Source organism: Streptomyces sp. YS-3 (assembly GCF_045257485.1).
GTDB lineage: Bacteria > Actinomycetota > Actinomycetes > Streptomycetales > Streptomycetaceae > Streptomyces.
This window is the reverse complement of sequence record NZ_JBJHPC010000015.1, coordinates 18,120-34,499: the sequence shown is the minus strand read 5'-3', so window position 1 is coordinate 34,499 and position 16,380 is coordinate 18,120. Positions and strand designations below refer to the sequence as shown.

The 16,380-nt window shown below is 69.5% G+C and carries 12 protein-coding genes; 6 read left to right on the top strand and 6 right to left on the bottom strand.

What is annotated here, in order from left to right:
• From ACJA3G_RS02990 to ACJA3G_RS02980, 3 genes are all read right to left on the bottom strand, one after another.
• Positions 1-1,932 (bottom strand): APC family permease (locus ACJA3G_RS02990; protein ID WP_406551272.1); only part of this gene is annotated, 1,932 nt, incomplete at its 3' end.
• Between the two features lie 796 nt (positions 1,933-2,728).
• Positions 2,729-4,003 carry a glycoside hydrolase family 6 protein gene (locus ACJA3G_RS02985; RefSeq protein ID WP_406551269.1) on the bottom strand — a complete coding sequence of 425 codons (1,275 nt, stop codon included), beginning with the start codon at positions 4,001-4,003 and terminating at the stop codon, positions 2,729-2,731.
• A gap of 86 nt (positions 4,004-4,089) precedes the next feature.
• On the bottom strand, positions 4,090-5,034 hold the full coding sequence (locus ACJA3G_RS02980; protein WP_406551268.1) for a glycoside hydrolase family 6 protein: 945 nt from the start codon (positions 5,032-5,034) through the stop codon (positions 4,090-4,092).
• Positions 5,035-5,416: 382 nt separating this feature from the next.
• Here ACJA3G_RS02980 and ACJA3G_RS02975 point away from each other — a divergent pair, with 382 nt between their 5' ends.
• Positions 5,417-6,430: a LacI family DNA-binding transcriptional regulator gene (locus ACJA3G_RS02975; RefSeq protein ID WP_406551267.1), complete on the top strand. Its 1,014-nt coding sequence runs from the start codon at positions 5,417-5,419 to the stop codon at positions 6,428-6,430.
• 521 nt (positions 6,431-6,951) lie between these two features.
• Here ACJA3G_RS02975 and ACJA3G_RS02970 read toward each other — a convergent pair.
• Positions 6,952-7,458 carry a DinB family protein gene (locus tag ACJA3G_RS02970; protein WP_406551266.1) on the bottom strand — a complete coding sequence of 169 codons (507 nt, stop codon included), beginning with the start codon at positions 7,456-7,458 and terminating at the stop codon, positions 6,952-6,954.
• A 473-nt stretch (positions 7,459-7,931) separates the two neighbouring features.
• Here ACJA3G_RS02970 and ACJA3G_RS02965 point away from each other — a divergent pair, with 473 nt between their 5' ends.
• Positions 7,932-8,102, top strand: coding sequence for a hydrophobic protein (locus tag ACJA3G_RS02965; RefSeq protein ID WP_344077859.1), 171 nt, complete (start codon positions 7,932-7,934; stop codon positions 8,100-8,102).
• A gap of 228 nt (positions 8,103-8,330) precedes the next feature.
• Here ACJA3G_RS02965 and ACJA3G_RS02960 read toward each other — a convergent pair whose 3' ends face one another.
• On the bottom strand, positions 8,331-10,844 hold the full coding sequence (locus ACJA3G_RS02960; RefSeq protein ID WP_406551265.1) for a glycoside hydrolase family 44 protein: 2,514 nt from the start codon (positions 10,842-10,844) through the stop codon (positions 8,331-8,333).
• A 640-nt stretch (positions 10,845-11,484) separates the two neighbouring features.
• Between ACJA3G_RS02960 and ACJA3G_RS02955 the strand changes: the two genes are divergently transcribed.
• The 3 genes from ACJA3G_RS02955 to ACJA3G_RS02945 all read left to right on the top strand — a co-directional run bounded on the left by ACJA3G_RS02955 (position 11,485) and on the right by ACJA3G_RS02945 (position 13,327).
• Positions 11,485-12,528: a saccharopine dehydrogenase family protein gene (locus ACJA3G_RS02955; protein WP_406551264.1), complete on the top strand. Its 1,044-nt coding sequence runs from the start codon at positions 11,485-11,487 to the stop codon at positions 12,526-12,528.
• A gap of 75 nt (positions 12,529-12,603) precedes the next feature.
• Positions 12,604-12,729 carry a hypothetical protein gene (locus tag ACJA3G_RS02950; protein ID WP_406551263.1) on the top strand — a complete coding sequence of 42 codons (126 nt, stop codon included), beginning with the start codon at positions 12,604-12,606 and terminating at the stop codon, positions 12,727-12,729.
• 58 nt (positions 12,730-12,787) lie between these two features.
• Entirely contained in the window at positions 12,788-13,327 is a 540-nt protein-coding gene (locus ACJA3G_RS02945) for a hypothetical protein (protein ID WP_406551262.1), read from the top strand.
• Between the two features lie 381 nt (positions 13,328-13,708).
• Here the strand turns inward: ACJA3G_RS02945 and ACJA3G_RS02940 are convergent, their stop codons facing one another.
• A complete protein-coding gene (locus tag ACJA3G_RS02940; protein ID WP_406551271.1) occupies positions 13,709-14,587 on the bottom strand; it encodes an expansin EXLX1 family cellulose-binding protein in 879 nt (292 codons plus the stop codon).
• Positions 14,588-15,223: 636 nt separating this feature from the next.
• Here ACJA3G_RS02940 and ACJA3G_RS02935 point away from each other — a divergent pair.
• The gene (locus ACJA3G_RS02935; RefSeq protein WP_406551261.1) at positions 15,224-16,171 is read left to right on the top strand and encodes an NmrA/HSCARG family protein; all 948 of its coding nucleotides are present in this window, start codon (positions 15,224-15,226) and stop codon (positions 16,169-16,171) included.
• Positions 16,172-16,380: the final 209 nt, after the last annotated feature.

Sequence of the window (16,380 nt, the reverse complement as noted above, 5' to 3'; positions counted from 1 at the left end):
GACGGAGCCGGGGGCGCGGGCGGTGGGGTGGTCGGCGTGGGCTGCTGAGGTGAGCTGCCAGGGGACGCTGGTGACCATCACGCCGGGGGTGAAGAGCAGGCGGCTCTTGAGCCAGAGAGCGGACTGGTTGTGCAGGAGGTTCTCCCACCAGTGGCCGACGACGTACTCGGGGATGAAGACGGCGACCACATCGCGCGGGCTGTCGCGCCGTATCGACTTGACGTACTCGACGACGGGCTTGGTGATCTCGCGGTAGGGGGAGGCGAGGACCTTGAGGGGGACATCGACGTCCAGGTCCTGCCAGCGGCGCTCCAGGTCGGCGGTCTCGTCCGTGTTGACGGCGACGGTGAGGGCTTCCAACTGATGCGGCCTGAAGGCCCGGGCGTATGCCAGCGCCCGCAGGGTGGGTTTGTGGATCGTGGAGACCAGCACCACGCCCAGCACCCGGGAGGGCGGCACGAGCTGTTCGCGGGGGTCCGTGACGGCAAGTTCGGCGGCGGTGGCGTCATAGTGGCGGCGGATGCCCCGCATCATCACCCACAGCACGATCGCGGCGACCACGGCGAGCCAGGCACCCTCGGTGAACTTGGTGGCCAGCACGATCACCAGGACCAGACCGGTGACGAGCGCGCCGAGCGTGTTGATGATCCGCGCGGACTGATGTCGGCGGCGCACGGCCGGGTCGGGCTCGGTGCGCAGCGCGCGGTTCCAGTGCCGGACCATGCCGAGCTGGGAGAGCGTGAAGGAGGTGAACACGCCCAGGATGTAGAGGTGGATGAGGCTGGTGACGTTTGCCTTGTACGTCCACAGGAGTGCACCCGCGACGATCGCCAGGGCCACGATGCCGTTGGAGAAGGCGAGCCGGTCGCCCCGGTTGTGCAGCTGGCGGGGGAGGTAGCGATGCTGGGCCAGGATCGAGGAGAGCAGCGGGAAGCCGTTGAAGGCGGTGTTCGCGGCGAGGACGAGGACCAGGGCGGTGGCGGCCTGGATGAAGTAGAAGCCGACGCTGTGGTTACCGCCGAACACCGAGGAGGCGAGCTGGGCGATGACGGTCTTCTGTGTGAAACCGTCGCAGTCGCCGCCGAGGCCGGTCAGGCGGCAGGAGTCCGCAGCGATGTGGACCTTGGTGATGAGGGCGAGGGCCGTCACACCGACGAACATCACCACCGCGATGATGCCCATCGCGGCCATGGTGGTCGCTGCGTTCTTCGACTTGGGCTTGCGGAAGGCGGGTACGCCGTTGGAGATCGCCTCGACACCCGTCAGGGCCGTACAGCCACTGGAGAAGGCGCGCAGCACCAGCATCACCAAAGCCATTCCCGCGAGGTTCTGATCGTGCGGCTGCGGGATGATGCCGTACGCGGCCGACTCCGCGACCGGGGCGTCGCCGAGGAGGTAGCGGATCAGACCGGTGGAGACCATGATGACCACGCCGCCGATGAAGAGGTAGGTGGGCGCCGCGAAGGTCCGCCCCGACTCGCGCACCCCGCGCAGGTTGATCGCCGTCAGGACCGCGACGAAGCCGAGCGCGAGCAGCACGCGGTAGTCGGCGAGTGAGGGAAGCGCCGAGATGATGTTGTCGACGCCCGAGGCGACGGATACCGCCACCGTCATGACGTAATCGACCAGCAACGACGCCGCCACCACCAGCCCCGCCGACGGACCGAGATTGCGCGACACCACCTCGTACGAGCCGCCCCCACTGGGGTAAGCGTGCACGACCTGGCGGTAGGAGAGCACCACCACCGTCATCAGCGCTACCACCGCAGCGGCGATCCACGGCGTGAAGTGGAGATACGCCAGCCCACCCAGCGTCAGGACGAGCAGGATCTCCTGCGTGGCATAGGCCACCGAGGACAGCGGGTCGGAGGCAAAGATCGGCAGCGCAAGCCGCTTGGAGAGCAGCGTCTCACCCAGCTCCTCGCTGCGCATCGCAGGGCCGATCACGAGGCGCTTGAGGACGCCGGTCACTTTGATCACGCAGCGAGGGTAGGAAGCGCAGCCCTCGATGGGCTGCTAATAGGCCGTCGAAGTCCCCTGGATGACCCGCATGGGGGGAGAAAAGGGCGAGGCGAGGCCGGTCGGGCCGACGGGAAGCCGGGCCAGGTCGTCGCGCTACGGGCCAGCCGGGTCGGCGCGTCACGCGGCGGTGCTGAACGATCGACCAGGGGCGCGGGCTTGCTGCGTTCGTTGACGGAGCAATCCCCCGGCGATCAGTTTCGTCATCTCAGCGCTGCCCGTGTTGTAACTCCCCTCGAACGCGGCGATCCGGCCCGCTGGACCGGTGAAGAACTGGACGGTCAGCGCCGCGCCGCTTTTGAGACGGCCAGCTTCCGGAAGGGGCGTTGCTCGGTGAGCCGCACGAGCAGATAGCGGACTCCTCCAACAAGCACGACGACGGGCATCGTGCGCGGGCTGGGACGGCCAGTGCGCAGCGGGTGCACTGGGCTCGGCGTATTCAAGGACCGGCCCCCCCGTCGCGGTCTTCCGCTCACGAGCCGCCTCGGGCCTCAGGGAACTGGCACCGCCGAGACCCGCCCCCCGTGACCTCGCCCGAGCGTTCACCGAACCGCTCCGCAACCGCTGCGGCCTCCTCGGGGGGGGCTGATCCAGCGCGGCGCCAAGATTTCCCTGCCGCGCGACCTCTACCGCTGGCAGGACGCACCGTACCGCCGGCGGGTGAGCGGAAGCTCGTGGCCGGGCACGTCCCAGATGTGCCCCGCTGACATCAGCGGCCGAATGTAAGGCGCGGTGCCGCGTTGCGGGCCAGTGTGTGGACCTGGTCGGGCCACCAGGTGCCTGCGGGCGGGTCGACAATGCCGTACTCGGGGTCGATCGTGCCGCCGGTGTTCCGCGTGCAACTGCCGTCGGACTCGCCGGGGACCTTGATCCACAGGTAGGCGTCGACGAGGGGGACGCCGGTATCGGCGGTGGGGCGTGGGCCGAGTCCGCGGCCCGGCGCGTTGCACCAGGCCTCCGGGTCTCCGCTGTACTTGCCCGGCTCCGGGGCCCAGGCGCCCAGACCGTTGCGGCCGGTGTCGATGACGAAGTGACGCAACTTGTCGGCGGGCGGGGTGCCCACGTTCTGGTCGAACCACGCGTCGGTCCATCGCCAGGTGGTGGGGTCGGTGGAGGAGACGGAGTTGCCGGGGGTCCCGTCGTTGGGCGCGGCGGAGGAGTAGTACTGGCTGGCGCACCAGTCGGTGTGGCCGCGTGCCTGCTCGGGTCCCTCGGTGGCGAACCACATGCACTTCGCCGTCCAGGTGCCGTACCTGGCATTGTCGTCGGTGGGGTGGTAGTTGGACACGTTCAGCGCGAAGCCGTCGCCGTAGCGGACCCCGGCGTCCAGCAGCCGCTGCGCCATCTCGCCGACGGAACGCCACTGGACGTTCCCCGCGTCCAGGTAGACCGCGGTGCGCGGCTTGGCCTTCAGGGTCCTGACGGCGTATTGGAGGTCGGCGATCCGGGCGGCCGTGAGTTCACCGGTCGGGTCCACGGTGGGCCCGCAGTCCCGGGGGAGGAGGGCCGCGCCGTCGGGTTCGACGACCACGACCGCTTTGCTGTTGCCGATGCCAGCGGCGAAGGCGTCGATCCACTCCCGGTAGGCGGCCGAGGACGCGGCGCCCCCGCTGGAGTACTGCGCGCAGTCCCGGCCCGGGATGTTGTAGGCGACCAGGACGGGGGTCCGGTTGACCGCCCGGGCCCGACGAACGAGCCCGCTCACCTTCGCGCGCACCTCGGTGGGTGTGCCCTCGGTGAACCACGCGGCCTGCGGCCAGCTCGCGAGTTTGGCCATGTTCACGGCGTTCGCGGTGTCACCGTTGCGGAAGTCCACGAAGGCCTGCGACGCGGCCTTGCTGTGCGGGTCCACGTAGAACTTCGTGGCCGGGGTGATCACCTCCCGTGTGGGTGTGGCCTGCGCGTGCGTCGCGGTGAGAGCGGCGCAGGCGGTGAGGGCCGTGGCGAGGGCGGCTGCGCGGCGTTGTGGACTGCGTGGAGTCATGGCTGCTTCCTGGTCGATGAGCGAGGGCGGGGGGCCAGGTGTCCCGGCGGACTGCCGATGACCCGGGCGGGTGGCGGGAGTCCCGGTCAGTAGCCGTAGATCATCTTGTAAGCGACCTCGGGGAGGTACTGTCCGGCCGTGGAGCCGGCTCCGGCGCCGCAATTGCCGTCCGACTCGCCAGGGGTCTTGATCCATAGCAGCATCTCGGCACCTCCGCCCGTCCGGGTGGGTGTGCCGATGCGGCGGCCCGAGGGGTTGCACCACTGTCCGTTGGAGCCGTTGCCGTTGCGGCTGGTGTCCACGACGAACGGCTTGGTGTAGCCGAAGCGGGCGCTGAGTTCGCCGTTGACTGCGTTGCCGTAGGCGGTGTTCTCGGCGGTGGTGAAGTAGTTGGAGACGTTGAGCGAGAAGCCGTGGGCCTGACGGAGACCGGCGTCGTGGAGGCGCCGGGCCATGGTCGCCGCGTCTATCCAGTGCGCGTTGCCGGCGTCCAGATAGACCCAGGTGTTGGGGGCCTGGCGGTGGAACTCGGCGACCGCGCCGGTGATCATGCCCTCGCGTTCGGCGACCTGAGCCTGCGTCAGGCAGCCGTAGTCCGCGAGGGAGTCCGGTTCGAGGACGACGAGAGCCGGGCGTCCTGCGATGCCGCCGGCGAACTGGGCGATCCAGGTGGCGTAGGCGGACGGCGAGGAGGCTCCGCCCGCGGAGTGCCCACCGCAGGAGTCACGGTTGTAGATGTTGTACGCGACGAGGACGGGCAGCTTGTCCCGGTAGTCCGCCGCTCCGACGTAGGCGCCGGTGGCGGTGCCGATGGAGCCGCTCCAGGAGCCGAACCAACGGGCCATCGGCGTGTTGGCGATGGAGGCGTTGATCGCGGCGGCTCGGCCGTCACCGGGGTTGGCGGCCACCCATCGCTTCGGGCTGGAGTCGGGATCGACGTAGAACCCGCTGGTCATGGTGGTCGGGTCGGCCGCGTGGGCGGACGGTGCGGCGGCTAATGCCAGCGGCAGAGCTGAGAGAGCTGCGGCCATGGCGCGGAGTCTGCGCATGAGCGAACCTCGTTCTCCTGACGGGGATGCCGCACGCTCTCGTCCCGAGCATGCGGCCCTGAGGAAGTGCGGTGACACGATCATTGGGAGCGCTCCCACTGGAAGCGCTCCCAACAGTGCGGCGAAACCGTTGGGGTTGTGGTCGGTATGGTGTGACGACGTAGTTGAGCTGTCAAGGGTCAACACGCAGACGGGTGCGTCGACTTGTGTGTAGGCTCGGGAGAAGCAGATAACTGGAAGCGCTCCCAATCGACTGGCACGTGCGGGTCTCTGCTGGTCCTGTGCTCGTTCACCCGTGGGTGGCAGTGGCGTGCGCCGAGCTGGGAAGCCGCCCATCCGGTCGAAGGGGAAGGTCTCGTCGTTCATGGCAGAGGATGCACCCCGTCGGCAGCCGACACTCGACGAGGTGGCCGAGCGCGCCGGCGTCTCCCGCTCCGTGGCCTCCCGCGCACTCAACCACGCTCCGCACGTCAGCCGCGCCAAGCGGGAGGCGGTCGAACGGGCCGTACGGCAGCTGCGGTACGTACCCAATCCGACCGCCCGCGCTCTGGCCACACGGCAGACCGGAGCGGCTGCCCTCGTGGTCTCGGGAGAGGACCCGTCGATCTTCGCCGACCCGTTCTTCGCCCAGGTGATCGTGGGGGCGTCGGCTGCCCTGGAGGAGGCCGACCTGTATCTGATGCTGTGCCTGGCCGCTACCGACCGGGGCCGTAAACGGGTCGAGGAGCTCCTTCGGTCCAAGGGCGCGGACGGGGTCATGCTCATGGCGCTGCGCGAAAACGATCCGCTGACCCGTATGGCCGACGAGGCGCAGATGCCCGTCGTGTTCGGGGGCCGCCCGGTCGGCTCGACTCCCCGGTGGTACGTGGACGTCGACAACGTCGGCGGAGCGCGCGAGGCAACCGAGTACCTGATCGCGCGCGGCAGCAGAAGCGTTGCCGCGATCTGCGGACGTCTGGACACCGAGGCCGGACGCGCCCGGTACCGCGGCTACCGGGACGCCATGTTGGGCGCCGGTCTCGAACCGTTTCCTCCGTGGGAGGGCGACTTCACCGAGCCCAGCGGAGCCGCCGTCATGGCCGCACTGCTGGTCGACCATCCTGGGGTGGAGGGGGTGTTCGCCGCCAACGACAACATGGCGGCGGGCGCGCTGCGCACGTTGCGGGCGGCCGGCCGACGGGTCCCCGAGGACGTCGCCGTGGTGGGCTTCGACGACCTGGCGGTCGCCCAGGTCACCGATCCGCCGCTCACCACGATCCATCAGCCCATAGAGGCGCTGGGACGGGAGACGGCGCGCATGCTCGTCTCACTCGTCAACGGGCAGGACCGCACTCCGCTCATCCTCCCGACCCGCTTGGTCGTACGCTCCAGCGCCTGACGGTCTCGCCCGGCCTTGTCATCCCCGGCTGCGGCAAGCACGTCCGCACTGCCTGCAGTACGGTCACGGGCGGGCGGGTGCTGGAGGTACCAGGCACGGTCGGGGCTCGGGACCTCGGCGGGCTACCGCACGTACGACGGCAAGCCATCTGTCGCGGACACGATTCCGCGCGTGGTCGGCGGGGTCAGCGAGGTCGCGCGGCGGACTGAGGTGGACGGCTCCGACCGGAGCCGCTCGGAGCGCGCCTCCGGCCGAAGTTGCCTTCGCTGCCTTGAAGTACATCGTCGGACCGGTAGGTTCGCGCTGCTTGCAGCTCGGGGTGAACGAGGTGCTGCTCGACGACGCGATCCGTCTGGTCGGCCGCGCGGGCGCCGCCGAGACGTCGAGGTGTCGCTGTAGATCGGGCCGGGCCTCCCGCACGCGTACCAGGCCGAGCGCGGGCGTCTCCACGAGGTGGACGAGCACACGGCTTCGGGGCGGGGCAGCGCCGAACAGGGCCCGTAACGTCGCCGTCGCCCTGTCTACTCGCCCACGGCTCCGTCGATCGCCTCGCGCAGCAGGTCGGCGTGGCCATTGTGGCGCGCGTACTCCTCGATCATGTGGGTGAGGACGTAGCGGAGTGAGATGGTCTCGCCGCGGAAGTCGACCGTGTCATCGAGGGAATCGAAGGATGAAGCCACGGCGCGGGCACGGGCGCACTCCTCGCGCCAGACTCCGAACGCCTCGTCGACGTCCGCGTCCTCGACGTGGAACTCGGCGAATGTGCCGTCGACCTCGCCGGGCCATGGCGGCCTGACTTCCTCGGCGTTCACGACGAGGCGGAACCAGCTCCGCTCGACGGAAGCCGCGTGGCGCACAAGCCCCAGGAGTGTGAGTCCTGAGGTGGGAATCGCTTTCTGCTTCAGCTGTTCGCCGGTCAGACCCGCGCACTTCATGGCCAGAGTGGCCCGCTGGTAGTCGAGGAACGAGGTGAGCGACGCACGGTCGTCGGCCACCTTCGATGGGGGTATGCGCTGGTCATCGTTCATCCGGCGATCATGGCAACAAGGCGCTCCCGCAGACCACCCCTTGTCCGAGGGGCGGACTGACGGGAGGGGCGTGGCCGAGCTGCCCGAGGTGGCCGGCCAATTGCCACTGTCGGCCCGGTCGAAGGAGCTCGTCTACTACGACGAGGGCTACAGAGGCGCCTCGACGAGCTGCGCTTGGGGAACCCTGCGTGACAACCCAACCTCGTGGTGCATGTGGCCCTGGGCAGCGACCAACACCCGCGTCGCCCCGCAAGTCGGATGCCAAGAAGATCGCCCGCGCCGCGCTAGCGGCCATGCCCCCCACTGAGCTGCGGTGAACGCCGAGGGTAGCTCTGTCCGCGCGGAGCGCATGAGATGCCGTAGCGGGGGCAGCGTGCATGGCGCGCGTGCCCCGAAGATCGCTGAAAAAACTCATAGTTTGTGTGCTTGTAAGCGCGGCGTGAGGGCATCCGGTCGCCAGGAGGTTGATAACAATGGTTCCCCTGCTTCTGGTTCTTCTGCTGGCTCTGGTCCTCTTCGGTGCGGGTTTCGCGCTGAAGGCGCTGTGGTGGATCGCGGTGATCGTGCTGGCCGTATGGCTTCTGGGCTTCGTCGTCCGGGCCGCGGACAGCTCGGGCCGTAGGGGTCGCTGGTATCGCTGGTAGCGGGTGTTCCTCGTATGAGGAGCACCGCTGGTGACGCGGATTGACGTGGGGCTCGGCCGGGAACGGCCGGGCCCCACGTCGTGCGGGCGGACACATTCCGCTCCAACTGGTGGGGACGGATGGGGCGTATCGGATCTGATGCAGGGTACGTGTACGGCGCACCGGCCCCGCGGAGACCGCAGTGGGACCTGCGCCTCCAGCTCTGCGGGGCCGGTGGCCGGTGATTCGTCAGGAGAGCGGCGCCCCTCGGCCCCGACCGTCGGAGCGGAATTCGCTGGGCGACATAACGGGGGCCGTGCGGAAGGCGGCCATGGCGACGTGGACGCGGCACATCTCCGGGTCGGACGGCCGGGGCGGCCCGGATACCGAGGCGTGTCCCCGCGGCCCACGGTAGCGCGGTAGGGCAGCGGCTGCCGCGGTGCCCGCGGTGGTGCAAGGGGTGCCGTTGAGGGTGAAGGTGCTGGGCGCGGTGTTGGCGCCGCCGGAGTAGGCGCCGTTGAAGCCGATCGTGGTGGAACCGCCCGTGGGCAGGGACGCGTTCCAGCCGGCGTCCTTGACGGTGACCGCGGCGCCGGTCTGCGACCAGGTGCCGCTCCAGCCCTGGGTGACCTTCTGCTTGTCGGCGAAGGTGAATCCGAGGCTCCAGCCGTTGACCGGTGCGGCCTGGTTGGTGATCTTCACGTTCGCGGTGAAGCCGGTGCCCCAGTCGTTGCTGACCTGATAGGCGACGGTGCAGCCGCTTGTCGTGGCCGGGCCGGTGGTGACCTGTAGCGCAGCCGACGGGGGCGAGCTGCGGCCCCCGGTGTCGGTGGCCACGACGCGGAAGGTGTACGTGGTGGCCGGAGTCAGACCGGTGACCGTGGCGGTGGTCGTCGACGCGGGGACGGTGGCCAGCGGCGCCGTGGCGGCCGGGTCACCGGCGTACACGCGGTAGTCCGCCAGCGGGGAGGTCCCGGGCATGGCGGCCGGCCAGGTCAGTGTCACGCGGTCGGGACCGGTCGCGGAGGCCGCGGGAGTGCCGGGTGCCGAAGGCGGGGTGGCCTGGGCCGAGCCGGCGGGGATGACGTACTCGGTGATGGAGTACGCCGGGAAGGTCGCCGTGAAGGAGCCGCCGTTCAGCGACTGATCGGCCGGGTGCTGGATCGCGTTGGGGTCGGCCTGGCCGTAGCGGTAGACCTGCGCCGCTGCCGGGAGCGCGGTGCTGCCGGTCACGGAAACGGGTGCGGTCAGGTCGCCGGTGGTCTTGTTGATCACCATGACCGTGGTGGCGTGGTCGCCGCTGCGCTCGGCCGCGTACACCGACAGCTTGTCCTGGTCGGCGCTCGCGGCCCGGACGGAGGTGTCACCGAAGGTGGCGCCGTGGCCGTCGTAGTTGAGGAACATGCGGAAGGCGTACGCTCCGGGGTCGGTCGCTTTCGGCGGTGACCACAAGGTGGCCAGGTCCAGTCCCTGGCGCCCGAAGATCCCCAGCACGTCCGCCTCGGCGATGCCGCCGTCGATGTGGTCCAGCGCGCCCCAGTTGTACTCCGAGATGGCCAGCTTCGTACCCGGGTAGTTCTGGTCGACCAGTGAGCGCATACGGGGGATGAACTGGATCGGCTGGTTGATCCAGCTCTCGTCGACGTAGGAGGGATCCCACAACTGCCGGGTGGAACGCAGTCGCAGGGCCTGTGTCGCCGCGTCGTCCGCACTGCCGGACACACCGGACTGCTGCGGGTAGATGTGCTCGTCGAAGTAGTCCAGGATCCGGCGCCCGTGGGCCTGCTGGTATTCCTGCATCTTCCGCAGGTACCACGGCGCGAACTGCACCCCGCCGTGGGCAGCGGTGTCCGGCGGGTTGGACCAGCAACTGCCTCCCTGCTCGCCACACACCTGCTGGTCCAGGCCGGAGTAGATCAGCGAGTTGAAGCCCCAGCCGACCGGGCCGAGGGTCTGCGCGCTCGGGTCGGCGTCCTTGACCGCTGCCGCGGTGGCGTAGGTGCTGTCGCGCAGTTCGTCGTAACCCGCCCCCGCCGGGTGGACGTCACGGTGCGTGCCGGACCAGAGGTCGGGTTCGTTGTCCAGGTCGTAGAAGCGCACGCCCCCGCTGTCCGCGGCGCCGTAGGTGCTTCTGAGGTACTGCACCCAGCCCTTGACGAAGTCCGGGCCTGCGGGCGTGCTGGTCTCGGTCGGATCGTTGCCCTTGATCAGGGTGCCGTCGGGCTTCTTGCCGTTGCCGCAGTCCGGTCGCCACTGGGTGTCGGTGTCCTGCTGGGGGCCGTACTTGGCGATGCTGAACCCGCAGCGGTCGTCGCGGCCTGCCGCCGTCCAGCCGGTCATCGGCACGGTCATCAGCGTGTCGGTGCCGGTCCTGCGGTTCTGGTCGACGAACTTGTCTGCCTGCGATCCGGCGGGCAGCTCCTTGGTGTCGTTGCTGTAGTGCAGGTCCTCGAAGTACCAGTCGGACCCGGCGTTGTAGGCGTCGAGCTTGTAGTTGTAACGGCTGGTGGCGTTGCCGCCCCAGCGGCCCGTCGGCAGGCGCAGTTCCTTGGCCAGTGCCTCGTCGGGGAAGTTCATGCCGTAGATGTGGGGATCGATGGCGTGCCGCGCGGTGGTGGCGTCCACCGTGATCGCCGGGCCCGCGGAAGCATCGGCTGCCCGTATCGATCGCCCGGGCCCGGTGTCGTCACCCTGAGCCGTCCCGGCGCTTGCCAACAGCACCGCGAATGCCGCCAGGGTGGCCGCCTTGTGTGTCGTACGCATGGTCTCCTTCTCAACAGCCGGCAGCACAGGCGGTACGGTCCGCAGCGCCGAAGCGTGCGATCGTTACGTACCGCCGGCAGTGCCGCGGCCTTCGGTGGGGGATGGAAACGGCCGCGCTGTGGGAGCCGGCTCTCACCTGCCGGTGCCGGCGAGGCAGGACGTTGTGGCCGACGATGGTGTCGTGCGGCCGACGGCCTAACTCCTCAACTCACGGTAGATAAGGCCCAGTTAAGAGTTGGGAGCGCTCCCATGAGGGAGTCTGGAGTGCCGGGTCCGGAGTGTCAACATGTGTGCACGAGCGGCCACATGGGTGGGCCGTGACTCCGCGCGGAGCATGCCCGAGCGTGTCACCGGACGGCTGCTCTCCACCTGCCTGGACTGGGCAGCCTCCGCAGAGGGAGAAGTCGTGCCAGGGATCCACGATGTGGCTCAGGGTGGACCCGAGGTCTCGACGGCCACGGACAGTTCGTAGTGGAGCATGCCTTCGGTGACGGCCGGCGCGACAGTGGCCAGGTCCGAAACTGTGCGCTGCGTGTCGTTTCCGACGCTCGTGCGGGTGCCGTCCGGGGGACAGGATGGGCGTGTAAGGCCGCAGCGGATCGACACCGCAGTGGACGTTCGAGTACAGGGGAGCAGTCTCATGGGGTCGGGTCAACTGGTGGCGGTCTTCGGTGCGTACGGTCACACGGGGCGGTTCGTGGTCGCGGAACTGGCCGCACGCGGGTTCGTCCCGGTACCGTCCGGGCGCAACGCGCGGTCTTTGCAGGAACTGGCCGACGGGCACGGGCTGGAGGCCCGGGTCGCGTCGGTCGAGGAACCGGCTTCGCTGGACCGGGCTCTGGCGGGAACGGTGGCGGTCATCAACTGCGCCGGCCCCTTCGCCTCGACCACCGGCCCCGTCATCGAGGCGGCGCTGCGCGCGGGCATCCCGTACCTGGACGTAGCCGCCGAACTGGAGGCGAATCTCGATACCTTCGCCCACTACCGCGAGCGGGCGCGGGACGCGGGAGCGGTGATCGTGCCGGCCATGGCCTTCTTCGGCGGTCTCGGTGACCTGCTGGCCACCGCGGCGATGGGGGACTGGACCGAAGCCGACGAGGCCCATATCGCCTACGCGCTCAGCAGCTGGCACCCCACCGCCGGCACCCGGCTCTCGGGCGCGGTCTCCCGCGAGCGGCGGGGCGACCACCGGCTGCTTTACCGCGGCGGGCAGTGGGAGCGCCGCACGGACCAAACCCCCACCCTGGAGTGGTCCTTCCCGGACCCGATCGGACCCCGGCAGGTGATCGGGGAGTTCACGATGGCGGACGTCGTCACTGTCCCCCAGCACCTGTCCATCCCCGATGTGACCACCTACATGACCGCCGAGGCGGTCCGCGACATCGCCGCCCCCCACACGCCCGCCCCGACCGCCACGGACAGGAGCGGGCGATCGGACCAGACCTTCCTCGTCGACGCCGTCGTTCGCTCGGGTGGAGCCGAGCGCCGGGCCACGGCCAGCGGGCAGGACATTTACGCTGTCACCGCACCCCTGGTCGTCGAAGCCCTGGAACGCGTCCTGACCGGTCGCACCGCCGCCACCGGTGTCGCCTCCGCAGGTGAGATCTTCGATGCCCCGGACTTCCTGCACGCGCTCGCCCCGCACATCACCTTCGACCTGCACCCGCCGAAGCGGAATGCCTGACCCCGCCTAGTGCCGCATCAAGCAACGGTCGCCCTCAAGGGTGCCGACCACGCCCACTGCCAGGAACGGGGCGGCATGTTCCGCCGCCGCGTCATCTGGCGGAACAAGTACGCCGCCGAACGCCTTCGCCGGGTCGTCCCCGGGGTGAACGACGCCTGGCAGCACTGGAGGGCATGTCTCGCCGATGAGGCCGGGCTGTGAGTGAGACGTTGTGGAAACTTTGGTTTCCATCTGCCAAGTCGGAAACTATAGTTGTCGCATGATGGTCTCTGAGATCACCCCGGAAGAGCAGGCAGAACTCGACAAGGCGCTGTACGACGCCTTGAATCCGCTGGCCTCGGCGATTCGCTCCCGCCAGACCGGGCTGCCCGCGGACCGTATGTGGGACGCGGATCCCACCGAAGTGGCACTGTCCGTCCTGGCCGCTTGGAAGGTGATGGACGCCGCGGTCAGGCGGTTGACCGCGGGCGCGGCAGCAACCGCTGGCTCCTACGGCGCCAGTTACGAGCAGATGGGGGCTGTCTGGGGCATCACCCGGCAGGGCGCCCGTAAGAAATGGCCCGACGCCGTCAACCGCTCAGCGCCCGCGACAGCGGGCAGGAGCGCGCTCGCGCTCTTCGGGGGGACTGCCGAACTGGTGCAGACGCCTTCCGGTGACTGGAGTTGGACAGGCATGGGCGCTGATGGAGCATCCGCCGCGGTCACCGATGGGACGCGCTACGCGACTGCGGAAGAAGCAGCAGCCCATGCGGGTGTTTTCCTCAAAGAACACGCCCTCGACGCCGTCGACCGTTCCTAGCCATCAGGCAACGTCCGCCTGAAGGAGCGGTTCGGGATGACGATGTACGCCAGGACGTGCGCGGTGTCGCCGATGTCGCGCATCCCCTCCGCGTCCGGCGCGCCGCCCGCAGGAACGGTCCGAGGAGCCCGATGCCGTCCCCGCGACTGGTCACCGGGGCGACAAGACGGGCCCAGGCCCTGGCGGTAGGCGGATGCGGCCAGCCGAGTGAGGGTTACGCGCGGGGTCGAGCGGTCGAGGGGTCGCCGTGCGACGCGCTCGACCCGCGCGCGAGCGGAGCGGCGGCCCGGGATAAGGAAGATGGGTGCGCACTGAGCTGAGTGCGCAGGTCGCGGGCTCCGGTAGTGAGGGGCCAGCCCTCCGCTGGATGAACGCAAGGGATCAGTGCTGTGCGAACTGGACTTGCGTGGGCTGCACCGCTCCCGGCCGCAGGACGACCCCGTTGACAGTCAATCGTTCTCCGTAGATGTCGGTGATCCTGACGGGGCCGCCGCATCCACTGCCGTCAGGGGAGAGAAAGTAGTTGTAGTCGGTGCGGGCCAGTTGGCGCCAGCCGCTTTTGGTGCGGACTTCGAGCCGCGCGAGCGGATTTCGGTGGCCGATGGCCTGAATTCCGCACCAGTAGGGGGAGGAACCGTTCTTGTAGCGGAGGGATATCGTGCCCGGTATACCGGGGCTCAACAGGCTCCAGGTGATAGCCGTACGGCCGGTCGAGACGGGTGCCAGTTTGGCGAAGGCCTGCTCACTGAGGTCGAGTTGGCCCGGTGCGCAGGGCAGGGGGCACTCGTTGGTGATCCGTACCGTGACGGAGGCGCCGTTCGCCGCACGGACGAGCACGTACGCGCCGCAGGCCCTGGACGTCTCGTAGTCGGTGGTGTTCATCGCCGCGATCATCATGTCGTCGCTCGCTCCGTAGGAGCATGCGCCGTCACCGACGCCGGCCCGGTAGACCGTGGCGACACCCCGGTAGGTGCTCCGGGGCCGAATCCGTCCGGCGAGAGGTGAGGTGGCAGGGCTGCGAGGGGCGGCCGATGGCGGGCCAGACGTGGTTGGGGACGCGGTCCGGGAGGGAGCGCGGTCCGGCGTCGGGGACTTGGTACCGGCCGACGAGGTCGCGGAGGGACCGGCCGGGGGAGCGGGGGAGAGCTTGGAGCCTGGCGAAGTCGGCGAGATGGGCGGGAGGCCCCCGCGGGAGTCGGCGACAGCGGTGTCCCGCCCGGTGGTCCCCTGGTGGTCATGGCCGCCCCGCTGAACAGCCATGACCAAGCCGACGAGAAGACCGGTGACGACCAGCCCGGTAGTGGTGGCCACGGTCAGCCTTCTTCTGCGCCTGCGCTGTCGCGCGGCCTGACGTGTCTCTTTCATGTGCATCCGTTCGGAAGAGCGAGCCGGTGTTCCCCTACTCAGTGGCCGCGGACGACGGGAAGGTTGCCGCCGTTGCCGCCGATTGTTCGGCCGGTCCGCCGACCGCCGTACGACGCCGGTGTTCCGACGTCGGTGCTCACTGGGACGAGGCCTCAGTTCGCGGGGGAAAGACGGGAAAGCCCACTGCGCGAGCTGCGCCACCCTTTCACCCATGCCGCCGGACCACCGCGCCACCAGTAGTGAACGCCGCATACGCGGCAGCGGCAGGACGCACTGGGCCCGTCATGCGTGGGGTTGCAGCGCCTGCGGCATTTGATCGGCAGCGGCCACGAAGGCGCGGGACCGGGATGGCACCGGGCGACCGTTCGAGCCCGTCGGGGACCTACCTCTTGATGGGAGCCATGCTCCGCACGGGGTCCCGCTCGCGTGGCGCTCGGCGTGGCCCGCCGCCGGAGCACCTGACGCGCCGTAGGTTCGCACCGCGTCCTCCCAGCCGGGTACGGGGATGCGAGCTCAGGAGAGGGGAAGGCCATGAACGGCAAGCGGATCGTCACCGTGTTCGGCGCGACAGGACAGCAGGGCGGGGCACTGGCGCGGGCGATCCTTGAGGACCCGGACAGCGAGTTCACCGTCCGCGCGGTGACCCGTCGGCCGGATTCGGACGCGGCCCGGAAGCTGGAGCGCCTCGGAGCGCAGGTGGTCCGGGCGGATCTGGACGACGAGGAATCCCTGGGGCCCGCGCTGGAGGGCGCGTACGGGGCGTACCTCGTGACCAACTTCTGGGAGGACATGGACGCCGCACATGAACAGGCGCAGGCGGCGGCGCTCGCGCGGGCCACCGGACACGCCGGCGTTCAGCACGCGGTGTGGTCGACGCTGGAGGACACCCGGGAGTGCATTCCTCTGGAGGACGACCGGATGCCCACGCTCCAGGGCAGGTTCAAAGTGCCGCACTTCGACGGCAAGGCGGAGGTCGACCACCTCTTCCTCGACGCCGGCGTCCCGGTGACGTTCCTGCGCACCACGTTCTACTGGGAGAACCTCTACGGGGCGTTCGCACCGCAGCCCGCTGAGGACGGGGCGTTGGAGTTCGTCTTCCCGATGGGCGACAAGAAGCTGTCGGGTATCGGGGTGGAGGACATCGGCCGGACCGCGTACGCCCTGTTCAAGGGTGCTACGGACTACATCGGCGCGACGATCAGTATCGCGGGTGAGCACCTCACTCTCACGGACATGGCCGCGGCGATGACCAACGCCCTGGGGCGCCCGGTGCGCTACCGCCCGCTGAGTCCGGACGACTTCCGGGCCCTGGGATTCCCCGGCGCGGACGAGGCGGGCAACATGTTCCAGTTCTACGCCGACTGCGAAGCGCGTTTCATCGCCGCCCGCGACCTCGACGCGGTCCGCTCGGTCCATCCCGGTCTTCAGGACTTCGCCACGTGGCTGGCGAACCACCGGGACCGCTTCACGTCCGCCTGACGCCCGCGCGCGTGCCCATCGCCACGTCCCCCTCACCGGCGTAGGGAGGCGGCTCGTGGTGGCCGCCCCCTCTCCGCTCCTTGCGGTACCTCATGCGGCGGCCGATCCGGTTACCGGGTGAGGTTGATGGTGAACTCGTTGGCCGGGTCGTCGCAGTGGACCACCAAGCTCGGCCGGTTTCCCGGGCCGTCACCGATGACCGGTACGGG